At 67.9% G+C, this 24831-nt stretch carries 22 protein-coding genes; 19 read left to right on the top strand and 3 right to left on the bottom strand.

Annotation, left to right across the window (positions count from 1 at the left end):
- Window positions 1-15: 15 nt before the first annotated feature.
- From AC3WOH_RS11560 to AC3WOH_RS11535, 6 genes are all read left to right on the top strand, one after another.
- Window positions 16-672, top strand: coding sequence for a cysteine dioxygenase family protein (locus AC3WOH_RS11560; RefSeq protein WP_492229476.1), 657 nt, complete (start codon window positions 16-18; stop codon window positions 670-672).
- Window positions 673-706: 34 nt separating this feature from the next.
- Window positions 707-2308 (top strand): rhodanese-related sulfurtransferase, encoded by a 1602-nt coding sequence (locus AC3WOH_RS11555; RefSeq protein ID WP_492229475.1) that lies wholly within the window; start codon window positions 707-709, stop codon window positions 2306-2308.
- Between the two features lie 170 nt (window positions 2309-2478).
- Window positions 2479-3009: a putative pterin-binding protein gene (locus AC3WOH_RS11550; protein WP_492229474.1), complete on the top strand. Its 531-nt coding sequence runs from the start codon at window positions 2479-2481 to the stop codon at window positions 3007-3009.
- The gene (locus tag AC3WOH_RS11545) at window positions 2990-4609 is read left to right on the top strand and encodes a GGDEF domain-containing protein (protein WP_492229473.1); all 1620 of its coding nucleotides are present in this window, start codon (window positions 2990-2992) and stop codon (window positions 4607-4609) included. The genes AC3WOH_RS11550 and AC3WOH_RS11545 overlap by 20 nt, the downstream gene beginning before the upstream one ends.
- A 24-nt stretch (window positions 4610-4633) precedes the next feature.
- Entirely contained in the window at window positions 4634-5002 is a 369-nt protein-coding gene (locus tag AC3WOH_RS11540; protein WP_492229472.1) for a response regulator, read from the top strand.
- 190 nt (window positions 5003-5192) lie between these two features.
- The gene (locus AC3WOH_RS11535; RefSeq protein WP_492229471.1) at window positions 5193-5807 is read left to right on the top strand and encodes a chemotaxis protein CheC; all 615 of its coding nucleotides are present in this window, start codon (window positions 5193-5195) and stop codon (window positions 5805-5807) included.
- A gap of 165 nt (window positions 5808-5972) precedes the next feature.
- On the opposite strand, the gene AC3WOH_RS11530 is transcribed toward AC3WOH_RS11535, so the two are convergent.
- Together AC3WOH_RS11530 and AC3WOH_RS11525 are read right to left on the bottom strand one after the other, a co-directional pair.
- On the bottom strand, window positions 5973-6905 hold the full coding sequence (locus AC3WOH_RS11530) for an aldose 1-epimerase (RefSeq protein WP_492229470.1): 933 nt from the start codon (window positions 6903-6905) through the stop codon (window positions 5973-5975).
- 18 nt (window positions 6906-6923) lie between these two features.
- Window positions 6924-7853, bottom strand: coding sequence for an SMP-30/gluconolactonase/LRE family protein (locus tag AC3WOH_RS11525; RefSeq protein ID WP_492229611.1), 930 nt, complete (start codon window positions 7851-7853; stop codon window positions 6924-6926).
- A gap of 131 nt (window positions 7854-7984) precedes the next feature.
- Here AC3WOH_RS11525 and AC3WOH_RS11520 point away from each other — a divergent pair, with 131 nt between their 5' ends.
- On the top strand, window positions 7985-8782 hold the full coding sequence (locus AC3WOH_RS11520; protein ID WP_492229469.1) for an SDR family NAD(P)-dependent oxidoreductase: 798 nt from the start codon (window positions 7985-7987) through the stop codon (window positions 8780-8782).
- Window positions 8783-8795: 13 nt separating this feature from the next.
- Here the strand turns inward: AC3WOH_RS11520 and AC3WOH_RS11515 are convergent, their stop codons facing one another.
- Complete coding sequence (locus tag AC3WOH_RS11515) at window positions 8796-9758, bottom strand: LysR substrate-binding domain-containing protein (RefSeq protein ID WP_184860729.1); 963 nt, start codon at window positions 9756-9758, stop codon at window positions 8796-8798.
- A 118-nt stretch (window positions 9759-9876) separates the two neighbouring features.
- On the opposite strand from AC3WOH_RS11515, the gene AC3WOH_RS11510 reads away from it, so the two are divergent.
- The 12 genes from AC3WOH_RS11510 (at window position 9877) to AC3WOH_RS11455 (ending at window position 24802) form a co-directional block, all read left to right on the top strand.
- Window positions 9877-11331 carry an aldehyde dehydrogenase family protein gene (locus AC3WOH_RS11510; protein WP_492229468.1) on the top strand — a complete coding sequence of 485 codons (1455 nt, stop codon included), beginning with the start codon at window positions 9877-9879 and terminating at the stop codon, window positions 11329-11331.
- Between the two features lie 76 nt (window positions 11332-11407).
- Window positions 11408-12373: an ABC transporter substrate-binding protein gene (locus AC3WOH_RS11505; protein ID WP_492229467.1), complete on the top strand. Its 966-nt coding sequence runs from the start codon at window positions 11408-11410 to the stop codon at window positions 12371-12373.
- A 158-nt stretch (window positions 12374-12531) separates the two neighbouring features.
- Window positions 12532-13602 carry a multiple monosaccharide ABC transporter substrate-binding protein gene (gene chvE / locus AC3WOH_RS11500; protein ID WP_492229466.1) on the top strand — a complete coding sequence of 357 codons (1071 nt, stop codon included), beginning with the start codon at window positions 12532-12534 and terminating at the stop codon, window positions 13600-13602.
- A gap of 104 nt (window positions 13603-13706) precedes the next feature.
- Window positions 13707-15224 carry a multiple monosaccharide ABC transporter ATP-binding protein gene (gene mmsA / locus AC3WOH_RS11495; protein ID WP_492229465.1) on the top strand — a complete coding sequence of 506 codons (1518 nt, stop codon included), beginning with the start codon at window positions 13707-13709 and terminating at the stop codon, window positions 15222-15224.
- Between the two features lie 170 nt (window positions 15225-15394).
- A complete protein-coding gene (gene mmsB, locus AC3WOH_RS11490) occupies window positions 15395-16624 on the top strand; it encodes a multiple monosaccharide ABC transporter permease (RefSeq protein ID WP_492229464.1) in 1230 nt (409 codons plus the stop codon).
- Window positions 16625-16792: 168 nt separating this feature from the next.
- On the top strand, window positions 16793-18319 hold the full coding sequence (locus tag AC3WOH_RS11485) for a sugar ABC transporter ATP-binding protein (protein ID WP_492229463.1): 1527 nt from the start codon (window positions 16793-16795) through the stop codon (window positions 18317-18319).
- On the top strand, window positions 18312-19364 hold the full coding sequence (locus AC3WOH_RS11480; protein WP_492229462.1) for an ABC transporter permease: 1053 nt from the start codon (window positions 18312-18314) through the stop codon (window positions 19362-19364). The genes AC3WOH_RS11485 and AC3WOH_RS11480 overlap by 8 nt, the downstream gene beginning before the upstream one ends.
- On the top strand, window positions 19361-20404 hold the full coding sequence (gene yjfF / locus AC3WOH_RS11475) for a galactofuranose ABC transporter, permease protein YjfF (RefSeq protein WP_492229461.1): 1044 nt from the start codon (window positions 19361-19363) through the stop codon (window positions 20402-20404). Before AC3WOH_RS11480 ends, yjfF begins: the two co-directional genes overlap by 4 nt.
- 30 nt (window positions 20405-20434) lie before the next feature.
- A complete protein-coding gene (locus AC3WOH_RS11470) occupies window positions 20435-22168 on the top strand; it encodes an IlvD/Edd family dehydratase (protein ID WP_492229460.1) in 1734 nt (577 codons plus the stop codon).
- A 23-nt stretch (window positions 22169-22191) separates the two neighbouring features.
- The gene (locus AC3WOH_RS11465) at window positions 22192-23124 is read left to right on the top strand and encodes a dihydrodipicolinate synthase family protein (protein ID WP_492229459.1); all 933 of its coding nucleotides are present in this window, start codon (window positions 22192-22194) and stop codon (window positions 23122-23124) included.
- Window positions 23125-23132: 8 nt separating this feature from the next.
- Window positions 23133-24152: a 2-dehydro-3-deoxygalactonokinase gene (locus AC3WOH_RS11460; RefSeq protein WP_492229458.1), complete on the top strand. Its 1020-nt coding sequence runs from the start codon at window positions 23133-23135 to the stop codon at window positions 24150-24152.
- A complete protein-coding gene (locus AC3WOH_RS11455; RefSeq protein WP_492229457.1) occupies window positions 24149-24802 on the top strand; it encodes a 2-dehydro-3-deoxy-6-phosphogalactonate aldolase in 654 nt (217 codons plus the stop codon). Before AC3WOH_RS11460 ends, AC3WOH_RS11455 begins: the two co-directional genes overlap by 4 nt.
- The last annotated feature ends 29 nt before the right edge of the window (window positions 24803-24831 follow it).

Raw genomic sequence — 24831 nt, 5'->3', positions numbered from 1 at the left:
GGTGCAATGCAGGGCATGCATGCCCTCGCCCCCGACGTTCTCGAACAAGCATCCCCTTCATCACCCTCATCCCCCAATACCGCCCGCCTGCGCAGCTTTGTGCAGCAACTGGCCGCCCTGGTGGAAAGCGCCCCGCCCGAGCCCGAACTGCTCACGCGCGGCGGCGCCCTGCTCGGCGCCCTGGTGGCCCATGACGACTGGCTGCCCGCCGCCTATGCCCAGGAGAGCTCCGAGCGCTACCAGCAGTACCTGCTGCATGCCGACGCGCTGGGCCGCTTCTCGGTGGTGAGCTTTGTCTGGGGGCCGGGCCAGGCCACGCCCATCCACGACCACACGGTGTGGGGGCTGATAGGCATGCTGCGCGGCGCCGAAGACTCGCAGGCCTATGCCCGCACGGCGGATGGCCGTTGGGCCCCCCAGGGCGCGCCGCACCGACTGCAGCCAGGCCAGGTGGAGGCTGTTTCCCCCACCATCGGCGACGTGCATCGCGTGAGCAATGCGGTGCCTGGCCAGACTTCCATCAGCGTCCACGTCTACGGTGCCAACATCGGCGCCGTGCAGCGCAGCGTGTACCTGGAAGACGGCACGCGCAAACCTTTCATCTCGGGCTACAGCAACAGCACCCTGCCCAACATCTGGGACCTCTCGAAGAACCCGGCGCCTTCGGCCTGACCCCCTTTATCCAAAGACCCGTACCATTCCCCCAATGACCGCTCCTGCCATTCCCCACACTTCTGTTCTCCAGGTCCGTGAGGCCCTGCTCGCCCGCGAGGAAATCGCCCTGCTCGACGTGCGCGAGGAAGACCCTTACGCCCAGGGCCACCCGCTGTTCGCCGCCAACCTGCCCGCGGGCAAGATCGAGCTCGATGCATGGACGCGCATCCCCCGCCGCGACACCTTGATCGTGGTCTACGACGCTGGCGAGGGCCTGGCCGAGCCCGCAGCGCGCACCCTGCAGCGCCTGGGCTACACCCAGGTGACTCTGCTCGCAGGCGGCCTGCAAGGCTGGCGCGATGCGGGGGGCGAGCTGTTCATCGACGTGAACGTGCCCAGCAAATCGTTTGGCGAACTGGTGGAGGCCGAGCGCCACACCCCTTCGCTCGCGGCCGAGGAGGTGCAGGCCCTGATCGACGCCAAGGCCGACCTGGTGGTGCTGGACGCACGCCGCTACGACGAATACCACACCATGAACATCCCCACCGGCGTGAGCGTGCCCGGCGCCGAGCTGGTGCTGCGCGCCCAGGCGCTGGCGCCCAACCCGGCCACACAGATCATCGTGAACTGCGCGGGGCGCACGCGCAGCATCATCGGCACGCAGTCGCTGGTCAATGCGGGCATCCCCAACCCCGTGGCCGCGCTGCGCAACGGCACCATCGGCTGGCTGCTGGCCGGGCAGACGCTGGAGCGCGGCGCCAGCCGCCGCTTCGACCCCGCCGTGCACATCGACCGCGCCCAGGCACCAGCGCAGGCACGCAACGTGGCCGACCGCGCCCGGGTGCAGCGTGCCCAGGACGGCGACCTGGCCCGCTTTGCGGCCGAGACCACCCGCACCACCTATTTGCTGGACGTGCGCACGCCCGAGGAGTTCGCGGCCGGCCACCTGCCCGGCTTTCGCAACACGCCGGGCGGGCAATTGGTGCAGGAGACCGACCACACGGCGGCCGTGCGCGGCGCGCGCCTGGTGCTGGTGGACGACGACGGCGTGCGCGCCAACATGAGCGCATCCTGGCTGGCCCAGATGGGCTGGGAGGCCTGGGTGCTCGATGGCGCGCAGGCTTCGGACTTCAGCGAGACCGGCGCCGTGGCCAACACCGTGCCCGAACCCGAAGGCCCCATCGCCTGGACCACGCCTGCGCAGCTGGCCGCCTGGCTGAAAGAGGATGCGCCCGGCCACACCGCCGTGCTGGACCTGACCACCAGCGCCAACTACACCCAGCGCCACATCCCCGGCGCCTGGTTCGTGATCCGCGCACAGCTGGCGCAGGCCGTGGCGGCCATTCCACGCGCCGAGCGCTATGTGCTCACCTGCGGCAGCAGCCTGCTCGCCCGCTACGCCGCGCAAGACCTGGCGCGCCTCACAGGCGCCGAGGTGCATGTGCTCGAAGGCGGCACCCTGGCCTGGATCGCCGCCAGCCTGCCGCTGGAGCATGGCGAGACGCGCCTGGCCTCGCCGCGCACCGACCGCTACCGCCGCCCCTACGAGGGCACCGAGAGCCCGCGCGAAGCGATGCAGGCCTACCTGGACTGGGAGTTCGGGCTGGTGGAGCAGCTCGGGCGCGACGGCACACACGGCTTTCGGGTCATCTGAAGCGGGGGGCGCGCGGGCCTGGCGCCCGGCCAGGCCGTCAACAATTGTCAAAACGGGCCGATTGCCCCCACAACGGCAGGCAAGTCCGGCCATTTCCACAAGGCGTCCCGGCATAGTCGCTGCATCTGCTCCTGCAACTGCCCGCAGGAGCGCGCCAGCGAGAGCCCTTGATGATGCCCAGATCCCTGGCGGGGTTGCCCTGTGCAACCTTCGCACTGTTTGCCCTGTTGAGCCTGTGGCTGTCCCGGCCCGCCCACGCCAGCCCAGTGTGCCCGCCGTCCGGCGAGCGCACGGTGCTGCGGCTGCAGCTCGCGACCCAGACGGTGCTGCCCTGCGCCATGCAGGCGCTGGAGAAGCTGCCTAGCCGCGAGATCGTCACCAGCTTGCCGCAGGCCCTGGGCATGCCGGGCCAGTCCCGGTGGCGCGGCGTGTCCCTGCGCCACCTCGTGGAGCTGCTGGGAGGCAACGAACCCCAGCAGATCGAGCTGACGGCCCTGAACGACTACGCTGTTCGCATCCCCTGGAGCGATCTGGTCCAGTACGACCCCATCCTGGCCTACCGCCGCAACAACCAGCCGATCAGCATCCGGGACAAGGGCCCTCTGATCCTGATCTACCCCTTTGACCAGAACCCCCGGCTGCACCGGCAGGACTACATCAACCGCACCATCTGGCAGGTCCATGTCATCTCCGTCCGATAAGCCCTTGCCGGCTGCGGCCGGGGCCGGCCGGCTGCTGCGCCACCGCAGCGGCACCTACTGGCTGCTGGTGCTGGTGGTGGCCATGGTGCTGGCCACGTCCATGGCCCTGTGGTGGACGCTGCGCCAGGTGCGCTCGCTGGCGCAGCCGTTCCAGCAAAGCGAGCTCTGGCATGTGTCCAGCGTGCACAGTGAACTGGCGCGCGTGGCTCTGCTGGCGCGCAAGCTCAAGGCGCAGGAGGCACCCGATGCCGATCTGCAGGAGCGCCTGGAGGTGCTCCTGAGCACGCTCGACATGTCCGGCGCCAACCCGCGCGCCGGCATGCGCCTGCGCCAGGCCCTGCCGCAGACGGCGCTCGACCTGGAGGACCTGGCCAGGCATGCCGAGCGGTGGGCCGGCCGGTTTGCATCGGCCCCCTTCGAGCGAGCCTATGTGGCCGACGACATCCTCCTGCACTCCGATGAACTGCTGCAGCGCATCCGCAAGGCCGTTGTGGCGGTGCACCTGTTTTCCACGCAGGAGGCCGATGGCGTCCGCCAGGAACTGCACAACCAGTTCATGCTGCTCAGCGCCGTGCTCGGAGGCCTGCTGGTGGGCACGGCCCTGCTGATCCACAGGCTGCTGCACGAGGCCCGGGCGGCGCAGGCCCTGTCGCTTCAACTGGCGCAGGCCAACCGCCAGCTGGAGATGCGCGTGGCCAGCCGCACACGCGAGATCGAGGAAAGCCGCGCGCTGCTGGGCTTCATTCTGGACTCCAGCCCGAGCGATGTGGTGCTGGTGGATGTCGAAAGCGGCTTCGTGCACTTCATCAACAACCAGATGGTGGAACGCCTGGGCCTGCAGTGGCCGCCGATCAAGCTGTTCCTGCCCGAACTGCTGCACGAGCCCGGCGCCAGCCGGCAACTGATGGAGGCGCTCGACACCTACGGCCAGGTGGACGGCATGGAAGCCCTCATCGGCGCGAAGAACAATCCGCGCTGGAGTTCGCTGTCCGCGCGCCTGATCGAGGTCGACGGCAAGCTGGCCCATCTGCTCTGGGGTTTCGACATCAGCACGCACAAGCAGCTGGAGTCGCAGCTGCGCGAGCTGGCCACGCGCGACTCGCTGACCGGCATGCTCAACCGGCGTGCCTTCCTGGAGCGCGGCACGGCCCTCATCGACCATTGCCGCCGCCATGCCAAGCCCTGCACGGTGCTGATGATCGACATCGACCACTTCAAGCGCATCAACGACCGGCATGGGCACCAGACCGGCGACGACTCGCTGCGCGCCTGCGCCACGGCCATTGCCGGCGCGCTGCGCGAGGCCGATATCCTGGGGCGGCTGGGGGGCGAGGAATTCGCGGCCTTGCTGCCCCATTCGTCGACCGAGAGTGCCTGGTCCGTGGCCGAGCGCATCCGCGAGGCCATCTCGCGGCTCGAGATCGTCTCCCTCGCGAGCGATCCCTTGAAGATCACCGTGTCCATCGGCATGGCCGAGATGGCGCACCGTGATGCCTGGATCGAGACCATCCTGGCCTGGGCCGACCAGGCGCTGTACCGCGCCAAGGCCACCGGCCGCAACAAGGTACTGGCCTATGACGGCGCCGCCCCCACCCCATGACGCACCAGAAAGCACGCCCCAGCCATGAGCCTCCAACTATTGATCGTTGACGACAGCCGCATGTCCCGCCTCATCCTGCAAGGCCTGGTCCTGCAGGCCTATCCCCAATGGAGCATCCTGCATGCGAGCAGTGGCGAAGAAGCCCTGGCCATGGCCGAGCAGCACCCCGTGGACCTGGTGTCCATGGACTTCAACATGCACGGCATGAACGGCCTGGAGGCAGCCCTTGCCCTGCGCAAGATGCGACCCCAGTTGCCCATCGCCATCGTCACGGCCAATGTCCAGGGCGCAGTGCAGGAGCGCATCGAGGAGGCAGGGCTGGCGTTCATTGCCAAGCCCATCACGGCTGAAGCGGTAAAGAAGCTCGCCACACTGACAGGAGCAAAGGAATGAAGCACCCCCTGAGTCGCTTCGCGCCTCCACCCCTCTCTCATATTGCTTCGCAGTCTGGGAGGGGGACACCCCCGGCGCAAGCGCTGGATATGCCGCCTTCGCGGCGGAGCGGCCCTTGCGCGGGGGCACTGACCTTGGCCGCGCCGGTTTCATGCGTCGCAGGTGGCGCGCAACGCGATGGAGAGTGGACATGACTTCCAAGCTTGATGCGGAACAGATAGACGCACTCAGCGAGATCTTCAACATCGGCGTCGGCAAAGCCGCTGCGGCCATGGGCCGGCTGATGCATGACGAGGTGCTGCTCTCGGTGCCGCACGTGAGCATCTTCACGGTGAGCGAGGCGGCCCAGCAGCTGGGCGCGGCCGGCAGCACCATGCACGGTATTCGCCAGCCCTTTCGCGGGGTCTTCAATGGCGATGCGCTGCTGATCTTTCCGGGTGACAAGAGCCTGGAGATCGTGCGCATCGTTGCGGGCCAGAGCGTGCCGGGCGAAGACCTGAGCGCCATCGAGCAGGACGCAATGAGCGAGTTGGGCAATGTGATGCTCAGCGCCTGCCTGGCGGCCCTGGCCGACCTGCTGGGCAACGAGTTCGAGCTGAGCCCGCCGCGCGTCGATGTGGGTGACAGCCGCACCATCCTGGGCACGCGCATCCAGAACCACCTGGTGGTGTTCCTGCATATCCGCTTCGAACTGCTGAGCAGCCAGATCGAGGGCTTCGTGGTCTTCGTGCTCAACACCACCTCCCTCGCAGCCCTGCGCGCGGCCGTGGACCGCTTGCTGGGCCGCCCGGTGGCCGCGGACTGATCCCAGTGCCCCGATTTGGAAATTCGTTGAATCAATCTACCGACAATCCCCGCCATGCGGCGCAAGCAAATGCTCGCCATGCCACCCGGCATGGCGGTGCTTTGCGCCTAGCCTGGCAGCGATTTCGGCAGATTGCTTTCTTCAACGAACTTCCAACTCAGGCCACTAGGCGCTGGGGCCGAAGCGCCACTGCACGTGCAGTGCCATCGTCTCGCCCTGGGCGAGCACGCGCAGCCCCGGCTGTCCCGGCAGATGAAAGGCGTCGATGGGCTGGGTGATGGGCTCGAAGCAGAAGGCCGGGCCCTGCGGCGGGCGGTAGACCAGGCAGAAGTGCTGCGCCGCACCGCCGTCCTGCGCAAAGTCGGGCATGGCGGCCGTAAGTGCGAGGCCGCGTTCGGGCCATTCGATGCGTGCCGAGCCACCCCAGCCGGTGTAGCCGTTGTCGATCAGGCCCCCGTGGGCCGAAATGCCCTCGCCGAGGTTCCAGCCCGCGGGGAACTGGGTGGTGTGCCCGGTCGGCAGCGGGTCATCGCCGCACAGCCAGACGCCATCGACCGGCGCGCTGATGCGCGTGGCCGGCGTGCGCGGAAACCACGGGTGCACGCCGATGCCATAAGGCAGCGGCTCGGCCCCAAGGTGGCGCACCAGCACGTGCTGGTCCAGCCCGCCCGCCACCAGGCGGAAGGTCTGCACCGATTCGTAGTCGTACGGGTTGCCCTGGAAACGCTCCGAGCGCAGGCGCATTTCCAGCGTGTCGGGCGCGGGCTGTGCCAGGGTCCAGGGCTGCAGCCAACCGTCGCCATGGATGGGATACGGCTCGCCGGCCCGGTTGGGCTGCATGGGATGGAACTGGCCCGCGTGCGTGAAGCCGCCGCCGCTGATGCGGTTGGACCAGGGCACCATGGCAAAGGACGCCATCTGGTACAGGTCGGGCGTGGCGCCGTCCCAGGGGCGCCAGAGATCGAGCCGGCCACCGGGCTGCTGCGGGTCGTCGATCTGCCAGGCCGCCACGCTGCCGCCCAGAGAGGGGACCAGGCCCAGGTGCTGGCCAGCGTGGCGCAGCCAGGTGACGGGGTGGGTGGTATCGCTCATGCGCATGCTTTCCTGTGAAGAGGCTCAGCCACCAAAAAGATGGGCCGGTACGCCCGGGCTGTCGACCTGCACGGCAAACACGCTGCCGGCCAGCGGCTGCTGCGCCAGTTGCTGCGCGGTCAGGCCGACCCGTGCGGTGGTGATGAAGAGGGTGCGGAAATCGGCGCCGCCGAAGGCGCAGGTGGTCACCTGGCTCGCGGGCAGCACCACCCGGCCCAGCTCCTCGGCCGTCTCGGGGTCGTGGCAGGTCACGCAGTGGCCGCCCCAGTGGGCGATCCAGAGGCGGCCCTGGGCATCGGTGGTCATGCCGTCGGGCAGGCCGTCCTCGGCACTGAAGCGCGTCCACATCTGCTTGTTGGACACGGTGCCTGCGGCGGCATCGAAGTCGTAGCGCCAGGTGATGGAACTGAGCGTATCGTTGAAGTACAGGCGCTGGCGGCCATCCGCCATCGCCCAGGTGGGCCCGTTGGTCACCACAAAGCCTTCGTCGTGGCGCGTGCAGCGGCCATCGGGGTCGTAGCGGTAGAGCGCCCCCGTGGGCAGCTTGCAGTCGAAGTCCATGCTGCCGCCCCAGAAGCGCCCATGCTCGTCGCACTTGCCGTCGTTGAAGCGGTTGCCGGGCAGTTCGGCCACGGGTTGGTGCAGGTAGCGTGGTGCGCTGTCGGTGGCCGGGTCGAACAGGGCAAAACCGCGCCGCAATGTGATGATCAGGCCGGGCGCATCCCGGCGCTCGGCCAGGGCCGAGATCTCCTCATCAAAGCCCCACTGTGTCTGCACGCCCGTGGCCGGGTCCAGCCGGAACAGGCGGCAACCCAGGATGTCCAGCCAGTACAGCGCCTGCTCGCGCACCGACCAGACAAGCCCCTCCCCGAGCTGCGCGTCGGCTTCGACCACGCAGCGCAGGGGCCCCGTGAGGGCGGGAATGGGAAATCGCGACGCAGCGGGCGCCGCCATGGGACTCTGGTTGCTCAAAGCGTGTCTCCTGTTTGTTGTTTACCTGCCTGCCTCTTGACGCCGGGCATCTTATCAACGTCAATTGATGCATGGAATGATTATTTTTGGAATTTTTCTATATACAAATTGCAATGACAACAGAATTTCAATCCCTCTCCCAGCCCGCCACGCTCGCCCGCTTCCCCAGCCTGCAGGGCCGACCGGTCTTCGTCACCGGTGGCGGCAGCGGCATCGGTGCGGCCATCGTCACGGCGTTCGCCGAACAGGGTGCGCGTGTGGCATTCGTGGACGTGGCGCGCGAAGCCAGCGAGGCCCTGGCCCAGCAGATCGCCGACGCGGGCCATGCCCGACCCTGGTGGCAGGCGTGCGACGTGCGCAACGTCGCCGCGCTGCAAGACTCCATAGCCCGCGCAGCGGCAGCGTTGGGCGATTTCTCGGTACTGGTGAACAACGTGGCCAGCGACGACCGCCACACACTGGAATCCGTGACCCCCGACTACTACGACGAGCGCATGGCCATCAATGAGCGCCCGGCCTTCTTCGCCATCCAGGCCGTGGTGCCCGGCATGCGCCGCCTGGGCGCGGGTTCGGTGGTCAACCTCGGATCCACGGGCTGGCAGGGCAAGGGCGCAGGCTACCCCTGCTACGCCATTGCCAAATCCTCGGTCAACGGGCTCACGCGGGGCCTGGCGCGCACCCTGGGCCAGGACCGCATCCGCATCAACACCGTCTCGCCGGGCTGGGTGATGACCGAGCGCCAGATCAAGCTCTGGCTCGACGCCGAGGGTGAGAAGGAGCTGGCGCGCAACCAGTGCCTGCCCGACAAGCTGCGCCCGCACGACATCGCGCGCATGGTGCTGTTCCTGGCGTCCGACGACGCGGCGATGTGCACCGCTCAGGAATTCAAGGTGGACGCCGGCTGGGTATAGCCCTCTCCGAAGCTCAATCCCCGGCTTCCAGCCGGCGCCCATACTGCACCAGGCTGGTCTGCTTGAGCGCCTTCATCATCACCTTGGCCGCGGGCGAGAGCAGGCGGTCCGTGCGGGTGATGATGCCGAAGGCGTCCATATGGCAGGGCACGGCCAGCGGCAGGATGGCGACCATGCCGTGCGATGCGTAGTAGTGCGCCACATCGGCGCCCACCACGGCGATCATGTCGCTCTGCTGCAGCATGCGCGTCATGAACAGCAGGGCCGCGGTCTCCACCACGTTGACCGGCGGCGACAGGCCCTCCTGCTGGAACATCAGGTCGAAGCGGTGGCGCAGCACGCTGCCCGCAGGCGGCACGATCCAGCCCGCGGCCAGCACGTCGCGCAGGGCAAGGCCCGGCACGCTCAGCAAGGGGTGGCCAGGCCGGGTCATGGCGCAGACCAGTTCCTCGCTCAGCGGCTCGTAGCGCAGGTTGGTCTTGTCGTGCTCTTCGAACAGGCGCCCCACCAGGATGTCGAGCTTGCCCTGCTCCAGCCGGTCCATCAGCACCGGGCTGGTCTCGATGTCGAGCGAGATGCGCAGGCTCGGGTGCTCCTGCTTGACCATGGCCACGGCAGCCGGCAGCAGGCTCAGGCCCGGCGAGGTGATGGCGCCGATGCCCACCTGGCCGAAGTGCCCGGTCTTGAGGGCCGCCATCTCCACATGCGCCTGGTTCAGGCTGGCCAATGCCATGCGCGCGTGGCGGATCATGGTCTCGCCATACCAGGTCGGGCGCATGCCGCGCGGCAGGCGCTCGAACAGCGAGACCTCCAGCACATCCTCCAGGTCCTTGAGCAGCTTGGAGGCTGCGGGCTGCGTCATGCTCAGCACCTGGGCCGCGCGGTGGATATTGCCCTCCTCGGCCAGGGCCACCAGCAGCAGCAACTGGCGCGTCTTGAGCCGTGCGCGGATGAACCAGTGGTTGTAGGTGCTCATGGGGTTTTCCAGAATGCGTGGATGTATATCTATTTTGTCAAAAAAACTATTAGATTGATATCTAAATCGATCTTAGACTTCGCCGCAGTTCTGCACCAAGGGCTCTTCCAAGGTTTCCATGAAACTCGGCGATACACAGCAACTCACCCCCCGGCACCTCATCAATGGGCGTTGGGAGATCGGTACCACCACCGGGGTGAGCACCAATCCGTCCGACACCCGTGAGGTGGTGGCCGAGTACGCCCGGGCCGACCGCAACCAGACCGAGCGCGCCATCCGCGCCGCCGCCGACGCCCTGCCCCACTGGAGCCAGAGCAGCCCGCAGCGCCGCGCCGATGTGCTCGACCTGGTCGGCAGCGAGCTGCTGGCACGCAAGGACGCTTTGGGCACCCTGCTGGCCCGCGAGGAAGGCAAGACCCTGCCCGAGGCCGTGGCCGAGGTGGCCCGTGCGGGCCAGATCTTCAAGTTCTTTGCTGGCGAGGCGCTGCGCATTCCGGGGGAGCTCATGGCCTCGGTGCGCCAGGGCGTGCAGGTGGACGTGACCCGCGAGCCCGTGGGCGTGGTCGGCATCATCGCGCCCTGGAACTTCCCCTTCGCCATACCGGCCTGGAAGATCGCCCCCGCCCTGGCCTATGGCAACACCGTGGTGTTCAAGCCGGCCGAACTGGTGGCCGCCTGCGGCTGGGCCCTGGCCGAGATCATCAGCCGCTGCGGCCTGCCGGCCGGCGTGTTCAACCTGCTCATGGGCAGTGGCCGCGAGGTCGGCCAGACCCTGGTGGAGCACCCGCTGGTCAACGCCATCAGCTTCACGGGATCGGTCGATACCGGAGACCGCATCCTCAAGTCCGCGACTGCACGGCGCGCCAAGGTGCAACTGGAGATGGGCGGCAAGAACCCGCTGGTGGTACTGGCCGACGCCGACATGGACCAGGCCATCGACTGCGCGCTGCAGGGCTCGTATTTTTCCACTGGCCAGCGCTGCACGGCATCGAGCCGGCTGATCGTCGAATCGCGCGTGCACGATGCCTTCGTGGACCGGCTGCGCCAGCGGCTCACGGCCCTCAAGGTCGGCCATGCGCTGGAGCGCGGCACCGAGATGGGCCCGGTGGCCGACGCCGGCCAGCTGGAGCAGAACCTTGCCCACCTGGAGACGGCCCGCAGCGAGGGCGTCCAGCATGTCTGGGGCGGCGAGCGCCTGGAACGCGCCACGCCCGGCCACTACATGGCGCCGGCCCTGTACCTGGCCCGGCCCGAGCACCGCATCGCGCGCGAGGAGATCTTCGGCCCCGTGGCCTGCGTGCTGCGCGCCGACGACTACGAGCATGCGCTGGCCCTGGCCAACGACACGCCCTACGGCCTGTGCGCAGGCATCTGCACCACCTCGCTCAAGCACGCCATGCATTTCAAGCGCAATGCCGTGGTCGGCATGACCATGGTCAACCTGCCCACGGCGGGGGTGGACTTCCACGTGCCCTTTGGCGGGCGCAAGGATTCGAGCCACGGCCCGCGCGAGCAGGGCCGCTACGCCGCCGAGTTCTACACCACCGTCAAGACCGGCTACATGCTCGCCTGAAGCACCCGTTTCCTTTCCCGCAGTGCATTTCTTTCTTCCACAACAGCGTCAACAACCGACAGACAGGAGACAAATGATGAAACTGAACCGCCGGACCCTCGTATCCGCCCTCGCCTGCGCCCCCGTGGCCGGGCTGCTCCCGGGCGCCGCCTGGGCCCAGAAACCCATCGTGCTGGGCTTCAGCCAGGTGGGCGCCGAGAGCGAGTGGCGCACGGCCAACACCGAATCGATCAAGTCGGCCGCCAAGGAGGCGGGCATCGAGCTCAAGTTCTCCGATGCCCAGCAAAAGCAGGAGAACCAGATCAAGGCCATCCGCTCCTTCATCGCCCAGAAGGTGGACGTGATCGCCTTCTCGCCCGTGGTCGAGTCGGGCTGGGAAAACGTGCTGCGTGAAGCCAAGGCCGCCAAGATCCCCGTGGTGTTGACCGACCGCTCGGTCAACGTCAAGGACCAGTCGCTGTACGTGACCTTCATGGGCTCGGACTTCGTGGAAGAAGGCCGCAAGGCCGGCCGCTGGCTGGTCGACAAGATGAAGGACCAGAAGGGCGACATCAACATCGTCGAACTGCAGGGCACCGTGGGCTCGGCCCCGGCCATCGACCGAAAGAAGGGCTTCGAGGAAATCATCAAGGCCGACCCCAAGTTCAAGATCCTGCGCTCGCAGACCGGCGACTTCACCCGCGCCAAGGGCAAGGAGGTGATGGAGGCCTTCCTCAAGGCCGAGGGCAAGAAGATCAATGTGCTGTATGCGCACAACGACGACATGGCCATCGGCGCCATCCAGGCCATCGAGGAAGCCGGCATGAAGCCCGCCAAGGACATCACCATCATCTCCATCGACGCGGTCAAGGGCGCCTTCGAGGCCATGATCGCCGGCAAGCTCAACGTGAGCGTGGAATGCAGCCCCCTGCTGGGCCCGCAGCTGATGACGGCCGTCAAGGACATCAAGGCCGGCAAGGCGGTGCAAAAGCGCATCGTGACCGAGGAAGGCATCTTCCCGATGGAAGTGGCCGCCGCCGAGTTCCCGAAGCGCAAATATTGATGCCCCCTGAGCCGCTGCGCGCCTTCCCCCTCAGGGGGGCGCCGCCAGCGCGGCGGGGCGGCCCTTGCGCGGCGGCACTGGCCTGGGGCGCGCCCGTTTCATAGGCAGCGGAAATGGCACAGGCCAACACCAAAAACACAAAACTTGGAGACAGACAAATGAAGCGAGAAATTTTCAAGGCCGTTCTGGCCACCGCGGCCCTGGCTGCCATCGGCGCGGCCCCGCTGGCCCAGGCACAGGACAAGGGCCTGATCGGCATCTCCATGCCCACCAAGTCCTCGTCGCGCTGGATCGCCGACGGCGACAACATGGTCAAGGTGCTCAAGGAGCGCGGCTACCGCACCGACCTGCAGTACGCCGAGGACGACATCCCCAACCAGCTTGCCCAGATCGAGAACATGGTCACCAAGGGCGCCAAGGTGCTGGTGATCGCTTCCATCGACGGCACCACGCTCTCGCGCGTGCTGCAGAGCGCGGCGGACAAGGGCGTCAAGGTCATCGCCTACGACCGGCTGATCAAGGGCTCGAAGAACGTGGACTACTACGCCACCTTCGACAACTTCCAGGTCGGCGTGCTGCAGGCCAACTCCATCGTCGACAAGCTGGGCTTGAAGCAGGGCAAGGGTCCATTCAACATCGAGCTGTTCGGCGGTTCGCCCGACGACAACAACGCCTTCTTCTTCTACGACGGCGCCATGAGCGTGCTCAAGCCCTACATCGACAGCGGCAAGCTGGTGGTGCGCAGCAAGCAGGTGGGCATGAACAAGGTGGGCACCTTGCGCTGGGACGGCGCGGTGGCCCAGGCGCGCATGGACAATCTGCTCTCGGCCTACTACGGAAAGGACAAGGTGCATGCCGTGCTCTCGCCCTACGACGGCCTGTCCATCGGGATCCTGTCGTCGCTCAAGGGCGTGGGCTACTGCACGGCGCAACAGCCCTGCCCCGTGGTGAGCGGGCAGGACGCCGAGATCCCCTCGGTCAAGTCCATCCTCAAGGGCGAGCAGTTCTCCACCGTGTTCAAGGACACGCGCGAGCTGGCCAAGGTGGCTGCCGGCATGGTGGACGCCACGCTCTCGGGCAAACAGCCCGAGGTCAACGACACCAAGACCTACAACAATGGCGAGAAGGTCGTCCCCTCCTACCTGCTCAAGCCGGTGTCGGTCGATGCCGCCAACTGGAATGCGGTGCTGGTGGGCAGTGGCTACTACAAGGAATCGCAGGTGAAGTAAGAAAGCCAGGCCTGGCCCCGGGGAGGCAGCGCATCTCCCCGGTGCCAGGGCAGCGTGAGACAACAGAGGACGCCCCGGCGGCGCCTCCTGTACGGGCCCAGTCCATGATTCTTGAAATGCGGAACATCCGCAAGACCTTTCCCGGCGTGGTCGCACTCAACCAGGTGAACCTGAACGTGCGCGCCGGCGAGATCCACGCCATCGTCGGCGAGAACGGCGCGGGCAAGTCCACGCTGATGAAAGTGCTCTCGGGCGTCTACCCGCACGGCAGCTACAGCGGCGATATCGTCTTCGAAGGCCAGGAACGCCAGTTCGCGGGCATCCGCGACAGCGAGCACCTGGGCGTGATCATCATCCACCAGGAGCTGGCGCTGGTGCCTTTGCTCTCCATTGCCGAGAACATCTTCCTGGGCAACGAAACCGCACGCCACGGCGTGATCAACTGGATGGAGGCGCACAGCAAGGCCCAGGCCCTGCTCAAGAAGGTAGGGCTCAAGGAATCTCCCGAGACGCAGGTCACCCACCTGGGCGTGGGCAAGCAGCAGCTGGTGGAGATTGCCAAGGCGCTGTCGCGCCAGGTGCGCCTCTTGATCCTGGACGAACCCACGGCCAGCCTCAACGAGAACGACAGCCAGGCCCTGCTGGACCTGCTGCTGGAACTCAAGAAGCAGGGCATCACCTGCATCCTGATCTCGCACAAGCTCAATGAAATCTCGCGCGTGGCCGACGCCATCACCGTGCTGCGCGACGGCAGCACGGTCGAGTCGCTGGACTGCCGCACCGGCCTGGTCAGCGAAGACCGCGTGATCCGTGCCATGGTGGGCCGCGAGATGGCCGACCGCTACCCACCGCGCCAGCCCGACATCGGCGCGACCGTTTTCGAAGTGCGCAACTGGCGTGCCCACCACCCGCAACACAGTGAGCGCGAGGTGCTCAAGGGCATCGACCTCACGGTGCGGCGCGGCGAGATCGTCGGCATCGCCGGCCTGATGGGTGCGGGCCGCACGGAGCTGGCGATGAGCCTCTTCGGCCGATCCTGGGGCCAGCGCATCAGCGGCCAGGTGCTGCTGCACGGCCAGGAGATCGACGTGAGCACGGTGGAAAAGGCCGTGCGCCACGGCCTGGCCTATGTGACCGAGGACCGCAAGGGCAACGGACTGGTCCTGGGCGAAGACATCCAGTTCAACGTCTCGCTGGCCAACCTCGCTGGCATCTCCACCGCCACGGTGATGGACCCAGGCCGCGAGCACCAGGTCGCGCAGGACTACCGGCGCCAGTTGCGCATCCGCTGCTCGGGCGTGGACCAGAAGACGGTGAACCTCTCGGGCGGCAACCAGCAGAAGGTGGTGCTGGGCAAGTGGCTGTTCACCAACCCCGAGGTGCTCATCCTCGACGAGCCCACGCGCGGCATCGACGTGGGCGCCAAGTACGAGATCTACACCCTGGTCGCCCAGATGGCGGCCGAGGGCAAGTGCGTGATCGTGATCTCCTCGGAAATGCCCGAGCTGCTGGGCATCACGGACCGCATCTACGTGATGAATGAAGGCCGCTTCGTGGCCGAGATGCCCACCGCAGAAGCCTCGCAAGAACGAATCATGCGGGCCATCGTGAAAGCCAGTTGATATGAAGCACCCCCTGAGTCGCTTCGCGCCTTCCCCCTCTCTCGACTCGCTGCGCAAGTCGGGAGGGGGACGCCCCCAGCGCGGCGGGGCGGCCCTTGCGCGGGGGCACTGGCCTAGAGCGTGCCAGCTCCAACGCCTTCGGACAGTGCGCAGCGCTATGGAAAACTGAAATGAGCCAGATGACCAACTCCTCTACCGCCACGATGGCCAGCGCCCCTGCCGATTCGCCAGCCGGCAATGACAAGCCGCTGCTCGAACACCTCAAGCACAACTTCCGTGAGTACGGCATGTTCATCACGCTGGTCGCCATCATGGGCTTCTTCCAGTACATGACAGAGGGCACGCTGCTGCAGCCGCTCAACCTTACCAACCTGCTGCTGCAGAACAGCTACATCGTCATCATGGCGCTGGGCATGCTGCTGGTGATCGTGGCCGGGCACATCGATCTGTCGGTAGGTTCGGTCTGCGGCTTCATCGGCGCGCTGGCAGCGGTGCTGATGGTCGAGTACCGCTGGCACTTCCTGCCGGCCTCGCTGGTGTGCCTGCTGTGCGGCGGCCTCATCGGTGCGCTGCAGGGCTGGTTCGTGGCGTTCTCGCGCATTCCATCGTTCATCGTCACGCTGGCGGGCATGCTGGTGTTCAAGGGCCTGGCGCTGGCGCTGCTGGCGGGGCAGTCGGTGGGGCCTTTCCCGCCAGAATTCCAGATGCTGAGCTCGGGCTTCATCCCCGACCTGTTCAGCGTGGAGGGCCTCAAGCTCACCTCGCTGCTGCTGGGCGTGGCCGTGGCGGTCGCGCTGGCCGTGGCGGGCGTGCGGGCGCGCGCCAACCGCCTGCGCCATGGCGTGCAGGCCGAGCCGCTGGCCTTCTTCCTGGCACGAACGGCGGTGTTCGCAGGGCTGCTGGTGTACTTTTCCTACCTGCTCGCCTCGTACAAGGGCCTGCCCAATGTGCTGGTGGTGATGGCGCTGCTGATCGTGCTGTTCGACTTCGTCACCAGCCGCACCACCATCGGCCGGCGCATCTATGCCATGGGCGGCAACGAAAAGGCGGCCAAGCTCTCGGGCATCAAGACCGAGCGGCTGTCGTTCTACGCCTTCATCAACATGGGCGTGTTGGCCGCCCTGGCCGGCCTGGTCTTCGCCGCGCGGCTGAACACGGCCACGCCCAAGGCGGGCCTGGGCTTCGAGCTCGACGTGATCGCCGCCTGCTTCATCGGCGGGGCCTCGGCCTCGGGCGGCGTCGGCAAGGTGATGGGTGCGGTGATCGGCGCCTTCGTGATGGGGGTGATGAACAACGGCATGTCCATCCTGGGCATCGGTATCGACTACCAGCAGGTCATCAAGGGCGTGGTGCTGCTCGCCGCCGTGCTGGTCGACGTCTACAACAAAAACAAGGCCTGAAATGAAGCACCTCCTGAGTCGCTTCGCGCCTTCCCCCTCTCTCATATTGCTTCGCAATCTGGGAGGGGGACGCCCTCAGTGCGGCGGGGCGGCCCTTGCACGGGGGCACTGGCCTTGGCAGCGCCAGTTTTGCGGACTGTGCGGACAGCAACGATTGCTTCGAGCACCATGAGCAGCCCATCCCAAACTCCGGTGCTGCAGCTCACCGGCATTCACAAGCAGTTTGCCGGCATCCCGGTGCTGCGCGACGTGCAGCTGAACCTGTACCCCGGCGAGATCCATGCCCTCATGGGGCAGAACGGCGCGGGCAAGTCCACGCTGATCAAGGTGCTCACCGGTGTGCTGCCGGCCAGCAGCGGCCAGATGCGGCTGGCCGGCCAGGCCGTGTGGCCCGATTCGCCGCTGGCCGCCCAGCGCCTGGGCATCAGCACCGTGTACCAGGAGGTCAACCTCTGCCCCAACCTGTCGGTGGCCGAGAACATCTTTGCCGGCCGCTACCCGCGCTGCGGCATCGCCCAGGGCTTTCGCATCGACTGGGCCACGCTGCACCAGCGCGCACGCGCGCTGGTGGCGCGCATCGGCCTGTCCATCGACGTCACGCGCCTGCTGTCGGACTACCCGGTGGCCGTGCAGCAGCTGGTGGCCATCGCGCGGGCACTGAGCATCGAAGCCAAGGTGCTGATCCTGGACGAGCCCACCTCCAGCCTGGACGACGACGAGGTGCAAAAGCTCTTCGAGGTGCTGCGCCGCCTGCGCGGCGAAGGCCTGGCCATCGTCTTCGTGACCCACTTCCTGAACCAGGTGTATGCGGTGTCGGACCGCATCACCGTGCTGCGCAACGGCGCCTGGGTGGACGAATGGGCGGCGGCCGACCTGCCGCCCCAGGCGCTGATCAACGCCATGCTGGGGCGCGAGCTGGCCGCCCAGTCCACCGAACCGCCCGTGGCGCCCAATTTCGACGATGCTGTCCCCGCCCTGCTGCAGGCCGAGGGCCTGGGCCAGAGCGGCCAGCTGCAGCCCCTGGACCTCAAGGTGCGGGCCGGCGAGGTGGTGGGCCTGGCGGGCCTGCTGGGCTCGGGCCGCACCGAGCTGGCGCGCCTGCTCTTCGGTCTGCAGGCGCCTGACAAGGGCGTGCTGCGCGTCGATGGACGCACCGTGAGCTTCGCCAACCCCATGGATGCCATCCGCGAGGGCCTGGCCCTGTGCCCCGAGGAGCGCAAGACCGATGGCATCGTGGCCGAGCTGTCGGTGCGCGAGAACATCGCCCTGGCGCTGCAGGCGCGCATGGGCATGGGCCGCTTTCTCTCGCGCGCCGAGCAGACGGCCATTGCCGAGCGCTACGTGCAGCTGCTGGGCATCAAGACCGCCAGCGTGGACACGCCCATCGCGCTGCTCTCGGGCGGCAACCAGCAAAAGGCCATCCTGGCGCGCTGGATGGCCATCGAGCCGCGCCTCTTGATCCTGGACGAACCCACGCGCGGCATCGATGTGGCCGCCAAGCAGGAAATCATGGAACAGATCCTGCGCCTGGCCCAGGCCGGCATGGCCGTGGTCTTCATCTCCTCCGAAATGAGCGAGGTGGTGCGCGTGGCGCACCGCATCGTGGTGCTGCGCGATCGCCGCAAGGTCGGCGAACTGCCCGCCGGCAGCAGCGAAGACGCCGTGTACGAACTGATTGCTGCCGAACATGCCTGACGCCCCCTCCCCTTCCCTTCTCGCCGCCACGCTGCGCCACCGGCTCACCTGGCCGCTGGTCACGCTGGCCCTGCTGCTGGCGGTGAACACCGCGTTCAACGCCAGCTTTTTGCACATCGAGTGGCGCGATGGCCACCTCTATGGCAGCCTGATCGACATCCTCAACCGCGCGGCACCGCTGGCCCTGGTGTCGCTGGGCATGACCCTGGTGATCGCCACGCGCGGCATCGACATCTCGGTGGGCGCGGTGGTGGCCATCGCCGCCGCCGTGGGCGCCTGGATGATCGGCGGCGCGGTCTCGGGCACCGAGAGCCGCTTTCCGATGCCGCTGGCCATCCTGGGCGCCATCGCTGTGGCCCTGGCCTGCGGGCTGTGGAACGGCCTGCTGGTCGCCAAGGTGGGCATGCAGCCCATCATCGCCACGCTGATCCTCATGGTGGCGGGCCGCGGCATCGCCCAGCTGATCACCGACGGGCAGATCATCACCATCTACTACACGCCCTTCTTCTTCCTGGGCGGGGGCTACCTGCTGGGCCTGCCGTTCTCGCTGTTCGTGCTGGCCGCCGTGTTTGCCGGGCTGTACCTGGCGGTCACGCGCACGGCGCTCGGCCTGTTCATCCAGGCCGTGGGCATCAACCCGACGGCAGCGCGCGTGGCCGGCGTGCAGTCGCGCCGCCTGGTGGTCGCGGCCTACACCTTCTGCGGCGCCTGCGCCGGCATCGCGGGCCTGCTCATCAGCTCCAACGTGAAGAGTGCCGATGCCAACAACGCCGGCCAGATGCTGGAGCTCGACGCCATCCTGGCCGTCACGCTGGGCGGCACGGCACTCACCGGCGGGCGCTTCAGCCTGGTGGGCAGCGTGATCGGCGCGCTCATCATCCAGACGCTGACCTACGCCATCTATTCCATGGGCGTGCCGCCCGAGATCAACCTGGTGGTCAAGGCCGTGGTGGTGTTCATCGTGATGCTGCTGCAATCGCCCGACTTCCGCGCCCAGGTCGGCGCGCTGGTGCGCCGGCCCGCCGCCGGGGGAGCCCTGTCATGAGCCAAGGACACAGCCCGGCCCTGGGCGCTGCCCCGCCCGCCCCCCTGCCCGCCCAACGCCCTGCCACCGCCCGCATGCGCCTGAACCCCAAGTACCTGCCCCTGGCCGCCACCATCGCGCTGTTCCTGGCCATGGCCACGGCCGGCTCGGTGCTCTACACCGGCTTCTTCTCGGCCCAGGTCTTCCTCAACCTGTTGATCGACAACGCCTTCCTGATCATCGTCGCGGTGGGCATGACCTTCGTGATCCTCTCGGGCGGCATCGACCTGTCGGTGGGCTCCGTGGTGGCGCTGACCACCATGGTGCTGGCCAGCCTGGTCGAGCACCACCACTGGAGCCCCTTCACCGCCATTCCGCTGGTGCTGCTCATGGGCACGGTGTTCGGGGCCTTCATGGGCTTTCTGATCGAGCGCTTTCGGCTGCAGCCCTTCATCGTGACGCTGGCCGGCATGTTCCTGGCGCGCGGCTTGTGCTACCTCATCAGCATCGATTCGATCAGCATGGCCGACGAGGCGTACTCCGAGATGGCGCAGTGGCGCCTGGAATTGTGGGAAGGCGCGTCGCTCTCGCTGGGCGCATTGATCGCCATGGCGGCGCTGCTGGCCGCCATCTTCGTCGCGCACTGCACGCCCTTCGGCCGCAATGTGTATGCCGTGGGCGGCAACGAGCATTCGGCCGTGCTCATGGGCCTGCCGGTGCGCGCCACGGTGATCGGCGTGTACACGCTCTCGGGCCTGTGCTCGGCGCTGGCCGGCGTGGTGTTCACCTTCTACATGCTCTCGGGCTACGGGCTGCACGCCACGGGCATGGAGCTCGATGCCATTGCCGCCGTGGTCATCGGCGGCACCCTGCTCACGGGCGGCGTCGGCTATGTGGCGGGCACGCTGTTCGGTGTGCTGATGCTCGGAATCATCCAGACCCTGATCTCCTTCGACGGCACGCTCAGCTCGTGGTGGACGCGCATCGTCGTCGGCGTGCTGCTCTTCGTCTTCTGCCTGCTGCAGCGCCTGCTGACCCACCGCAGCGGCAAGCCCTCCTGACCCAACGAATCACCTCTCTCTCACAAAAGCATGACATCCTCCCCGCGCAAGCTCCGCTCCGCCGCATGGTTCGGCACCGCCGACAAGAACGGCTTCATGTACCGCAGCTGGATGAAGAACCAGGGCATCCCGGACCATGAATTCGATGGCCGCCCCATCATCGGCATCTGCAACACCTGGTCCGAACTCACGCCGTGCAACGCCCACTTCCGCAAGATCGCCGAGCATGTCAAGCGCGGCATCTACGAGGCGGGCGGCTTTCCGGTCGAGTTTCCGGTGTTCTCCAATGGCGAATCCAACCTGCGCCCCACGGCCATGCTCACGCGCAACCTGGCCAGCATGGACGTGGAGGAAGCCATCCGCGGCAACCCCATCGATGCGGTGGTGCTGCTGGTCGGCTGCGACAAGACCACCCCGGCCCTGCTGATGGGCGCGGCCAGCTGCGACGTGCCGGCCATCGTGGTCACGGGCGGGCCCATGCTCAACGGCAAGCTCGACGGCAAGGACATCGGCTCGGGCACGGCCGTGTGGCGGCTGCATGAGTCGCTGAAGGCGGGCGAGATCAACGAGCACCAGTTCTTCGCGGCCGAAGCCGGCATGTCGCGCTCGGCCGGCACCTGCAACACCATGGGCACGGCCAGCACCATGGCCTGCATGGCCGAGTCGCTGGGCACCTCGCTGCCGCACAACGCCGCCATCCCGGCCGTGGATGCGCGCCGCTATGTGCTGGCCCACATGTCGGGCCGGCGCATCGTGGAGATGGCGCACGAAGGGCTCACGCTGTCCAAGATCCTCACGCGCGAGGCCTTCGAGAACGCCATCCGCACCAATGCCGCCATCGGCGGGTCGACCAACGCGGTGATCCACCTGAAGGCCATCGCGGGCCGCATCGGCGTGCAACTGGACCTGGAGGACTGGACGCGCATCGGCCGCGGCACGCCCACGCTGGTGGATCTGCAGCCCTCGGGCCGCTTCCTGATGGAAGAGTTCTACTACGCCGGTGGCCTGCCGGCCGTGTTGCGCCGCCTGGGCGAAAACGGGCTGCTGCCCCACCCCGATGCGCTCACCGTCAACGGCAAGAGCCTGTGGGACAACGTGCGCGAAGCCCCGCAGTACAACGACGAGGTGATCCGCCCCATCGACAAGCCACTGATCGCCGACGGTGGCATCTGCATCCTGCGCGGCAACCTGTCACCGCGCGGCGCGGTGCTCAAGCCCTCGGCCGCCTCGCCCGAGCTGCTCAAGCACCGCGGCCGGGCCGTGGTGTTCGAGAACCTGGAACACTACAAGGAACGCATCGTCGACGAAGACCTGGACATCGACGCCAGCTGCGTGATGGTGATGAAGAACTGCGGACCCAAGGGCTACCCCGGCATGGCCGAGGTGGGCAACATGGGCCTGCCGCCCAAGCTGCTGCGCCAGGGCGTGAAGGACATGGTGCGCATTTCCGACGCCCGTATGAGCGGCACGGCCTACGGCACCGTGGTGCTGCACGTGGCGCCCGAGGCCGCCGCAGGCGGCCCGCTGGCCGCCGTGCGCGACGGCGACTACATCGAGCTCGACTGCGAGCAGGGTCGCCTGCACCTCGACATCAGCGACGAGGAACTGGCCGCGCGCCTGGCCGCGCTGGCAGGCACCGACAACGGCGGGCGCGGCGGCTACCAGCGCCTGTACGTGGACCATGTGCTGCAGGCCGACGATGGCTGCGACTTCGACTTCCTGGTGGGCTGCCGCGGGGCTGCCGTGCCGCGCCACTCGCACTGACCGACACCCCTCACCGCAACAACATGCCAACCACCTCTTCCTCCCCCCGTTACCGCGGCATCTTCCCCGTGGTGCCCACCACCTTCCACGAAGACGGCACCCTCGACCTGGCCAGCCAGAAGCGCTGCCTCGACTTCATGATCGATGCCGGCGTGGACGGCCTGTGCATCCTGGCCAATTTTTCCGAGCAGTTCTCGCTGTCCGACGCCGAGCGCGAAACGCTGACCCGCGTGTCGCTGGAGCATGTGGCCGGCCGCGTGCCCGTGATCGTGACCACCACCCACTACGGCACGCGTGTGTGCGCCGAGCGCAGCCGCGCCGCGCAGGACATGGGCGCCGCCATGGTGATGGTCATGCCGCCCTACCACGGCGCCACTTTCCGCGTGCCCGAGGCGCAGATCTACGAGTTCTACGCCCGCGTGTCGGATGCCATCGGCATTCCCATCATGGTGCAGGACGCGCCGGCCAGTGGCACGGTGCTGTCGGCCCCGTTTCTGGCGCGCATGGCGCAGGAGATCGAGCACCTGGCCTACTTCAAGATCGAAGTGCCGGGCGCGGCCAGCAAGCTGCGCGAGCTGATCCGCCTGGGCGGCGCGGCCATCGAGGGGCCCTGGGATGGCGAGGAAGCCATCACCCTGCTGGCCGACCTCGATGCCGGCGCCACCGGTGCCATGACGGGCGGCGGCTTCCCCGACGGCATACGCCCCATCCTCGAGGCGCACCGCCAGGGCGACGCGGACCAGGCCTTCGCGCTGTACCAGCGCTGGCTGCCGCTCATCAACCACGAGAACCGCCAGGGTGGCATCCTCACCGCCAAGGCGCTGATGAAGGAAGGCGGCGTGATCGCCTGCGAGGCCGGGCGCCACCCCTTCCCGGCCATGCACCCCGAGGTGCGCCGGGGCCTGGTCGCCATCGCGCGCCGGCTGGACCCGCTGGTGCTGCGCTGGGCACGGTGAGGACGGCCATGGCACACGATACCTCTGAAGTCGCCGCCCTGATCGGCCTGGACTGGGGCACCAGTTCGCTGCGCGCCTTCCGCTTCGACGCCACCGGCCAGGTGCAACAGATGCGCCACCGGCCCTGGGGCATCATGAACCTGCCGGCCACAGCGGAAGGCCAGCCCCACGCCACGCACGCTGCCGCCTTCGAGCATGCCTTCGACGACGTCTGCGGCGACTGGCTGCGTGCAGAGCCGCAGCTGCCCGTGCTGGCCTGCGGCATGGTGGGCAGCGCCCAGGGCTGGCGCGAGGCCGTCTACCTCGAATCGCCCGCCTCGCTGGACCACCTGGCGCGCGGGCTCACGGTGGTGGCGCACAGCGCCGGCCCGCGCGTGCACATCGTGCCCGGCCTGCTCCAGCGCGGCGAGCTGCCCAATGTGATGCGTGGCGAAGAGACCCAGGTGCTGGGCGTGATGGCGGCCTCGGCCCTGCCCGACGATGCCACCGTGCTGATCGGCCTGCCGGGCACGCACAGCAAGTGGGTGCTGGCGCGCCGGCGCTCCATCGCGCAGTTCCACACCTTCATGACCGGCGAGGTGTTCGCCGCGCTGCGCGGCCACACCATCCTGGGCCGCACCATGCTGCCGGCAGACACGCCCGACGACGCTGCGTTCGCACGCGGCCTGCAGGTGGCGCGCTCGGCCGAAGCCTCGCTGGGCCTGCTCTCGCACATCTTCAGCACGCGCACGCTGGGCCTCACGGGCACCCTGCCCGGCACGGCCCAGGCGGACTACCTGTCGGGCCTGCTCATCGGCCACGAGGTGGCCGCCCTGGCGGCCCAGCAGGCAGGCGGCAACGCCCCCACTCACATCGTGCTGTGCGGCGAGCCCGACCTGTGCCGGCGCTATGCACTGGCGCTGGCAGCCTACGGGCTGCCCGCCCCCGAACTGGCCGAAAACGCCACCGCCCTGGGGCTTTGGCAGATCGCCACGGCCGCCGGTCTGGCCGCCCCTTCCGATACCCGCAGCACGGAGGCTGCACGATGACCTCTTCCTCTTCTTCAGAACTTCTGGCCAGCGCCATGCGCCACTGCGGCCTGGTCGCCATCCTGCGCGGCGTGCAGCCCGGCGAGGTGGTGGCCATCGGCCAGGCGCTGTACGAGGCCGGCTTTCGAATCATTGAAGTGCCGCTCAACTCACCCGAGCCGTTGGCCAGCATCCGCGCACTGCGCGATGCGCTGCCGGCCGACACGCTGATCGGCGCCGGCACGGTGATCCGCCCCGAGGACTGCGCCGCCGTGGCGGGTGCTGGCGGGCAGATCGTGGTCATGCCGCACAGCGATGCGGCAGTGATCCGCGCCGCCAAGGCGGCCGGCATGGCCTGCGCACCGGGCGTGGCCACGCTGACCGAGGCCTATGCCGCGCTGGCGGCCGGGGCCGATGCGCTCAAGCTCTTTCCGGCCGAGGCGCTGGCGCCCGCCGTGCTCAAGGCCTGGCGCGCCGTGCTGCGCCCGCCGGTGGCGCTGCTGCCCGTGGGCGGCATCACGCCCGAGGGCATCGCCGCCTATGCCCGGGCCGGGGCCAGCGGCTTCGGCCTGGGCTCGGCCCTGTACAAGCCCGGCGACAGCGCTGCCGACGTGGCGCGCCATGCGGCTGCGTTCATGCAGGCCTGGCGTGCGTCCTACCCCGCCCCCTGACCCATTCGATTGCCCTCTCTCCCTTTTCC

It is taken from the genome of Acidovorax sp. FW305-C-20-28, assembly GCF_058783375.1.
The sequence above is the reverse complement of the archived record's forward strand: the minus strand, read 5'-3'. Positions and strand labels throughout refer to the sequence as shown.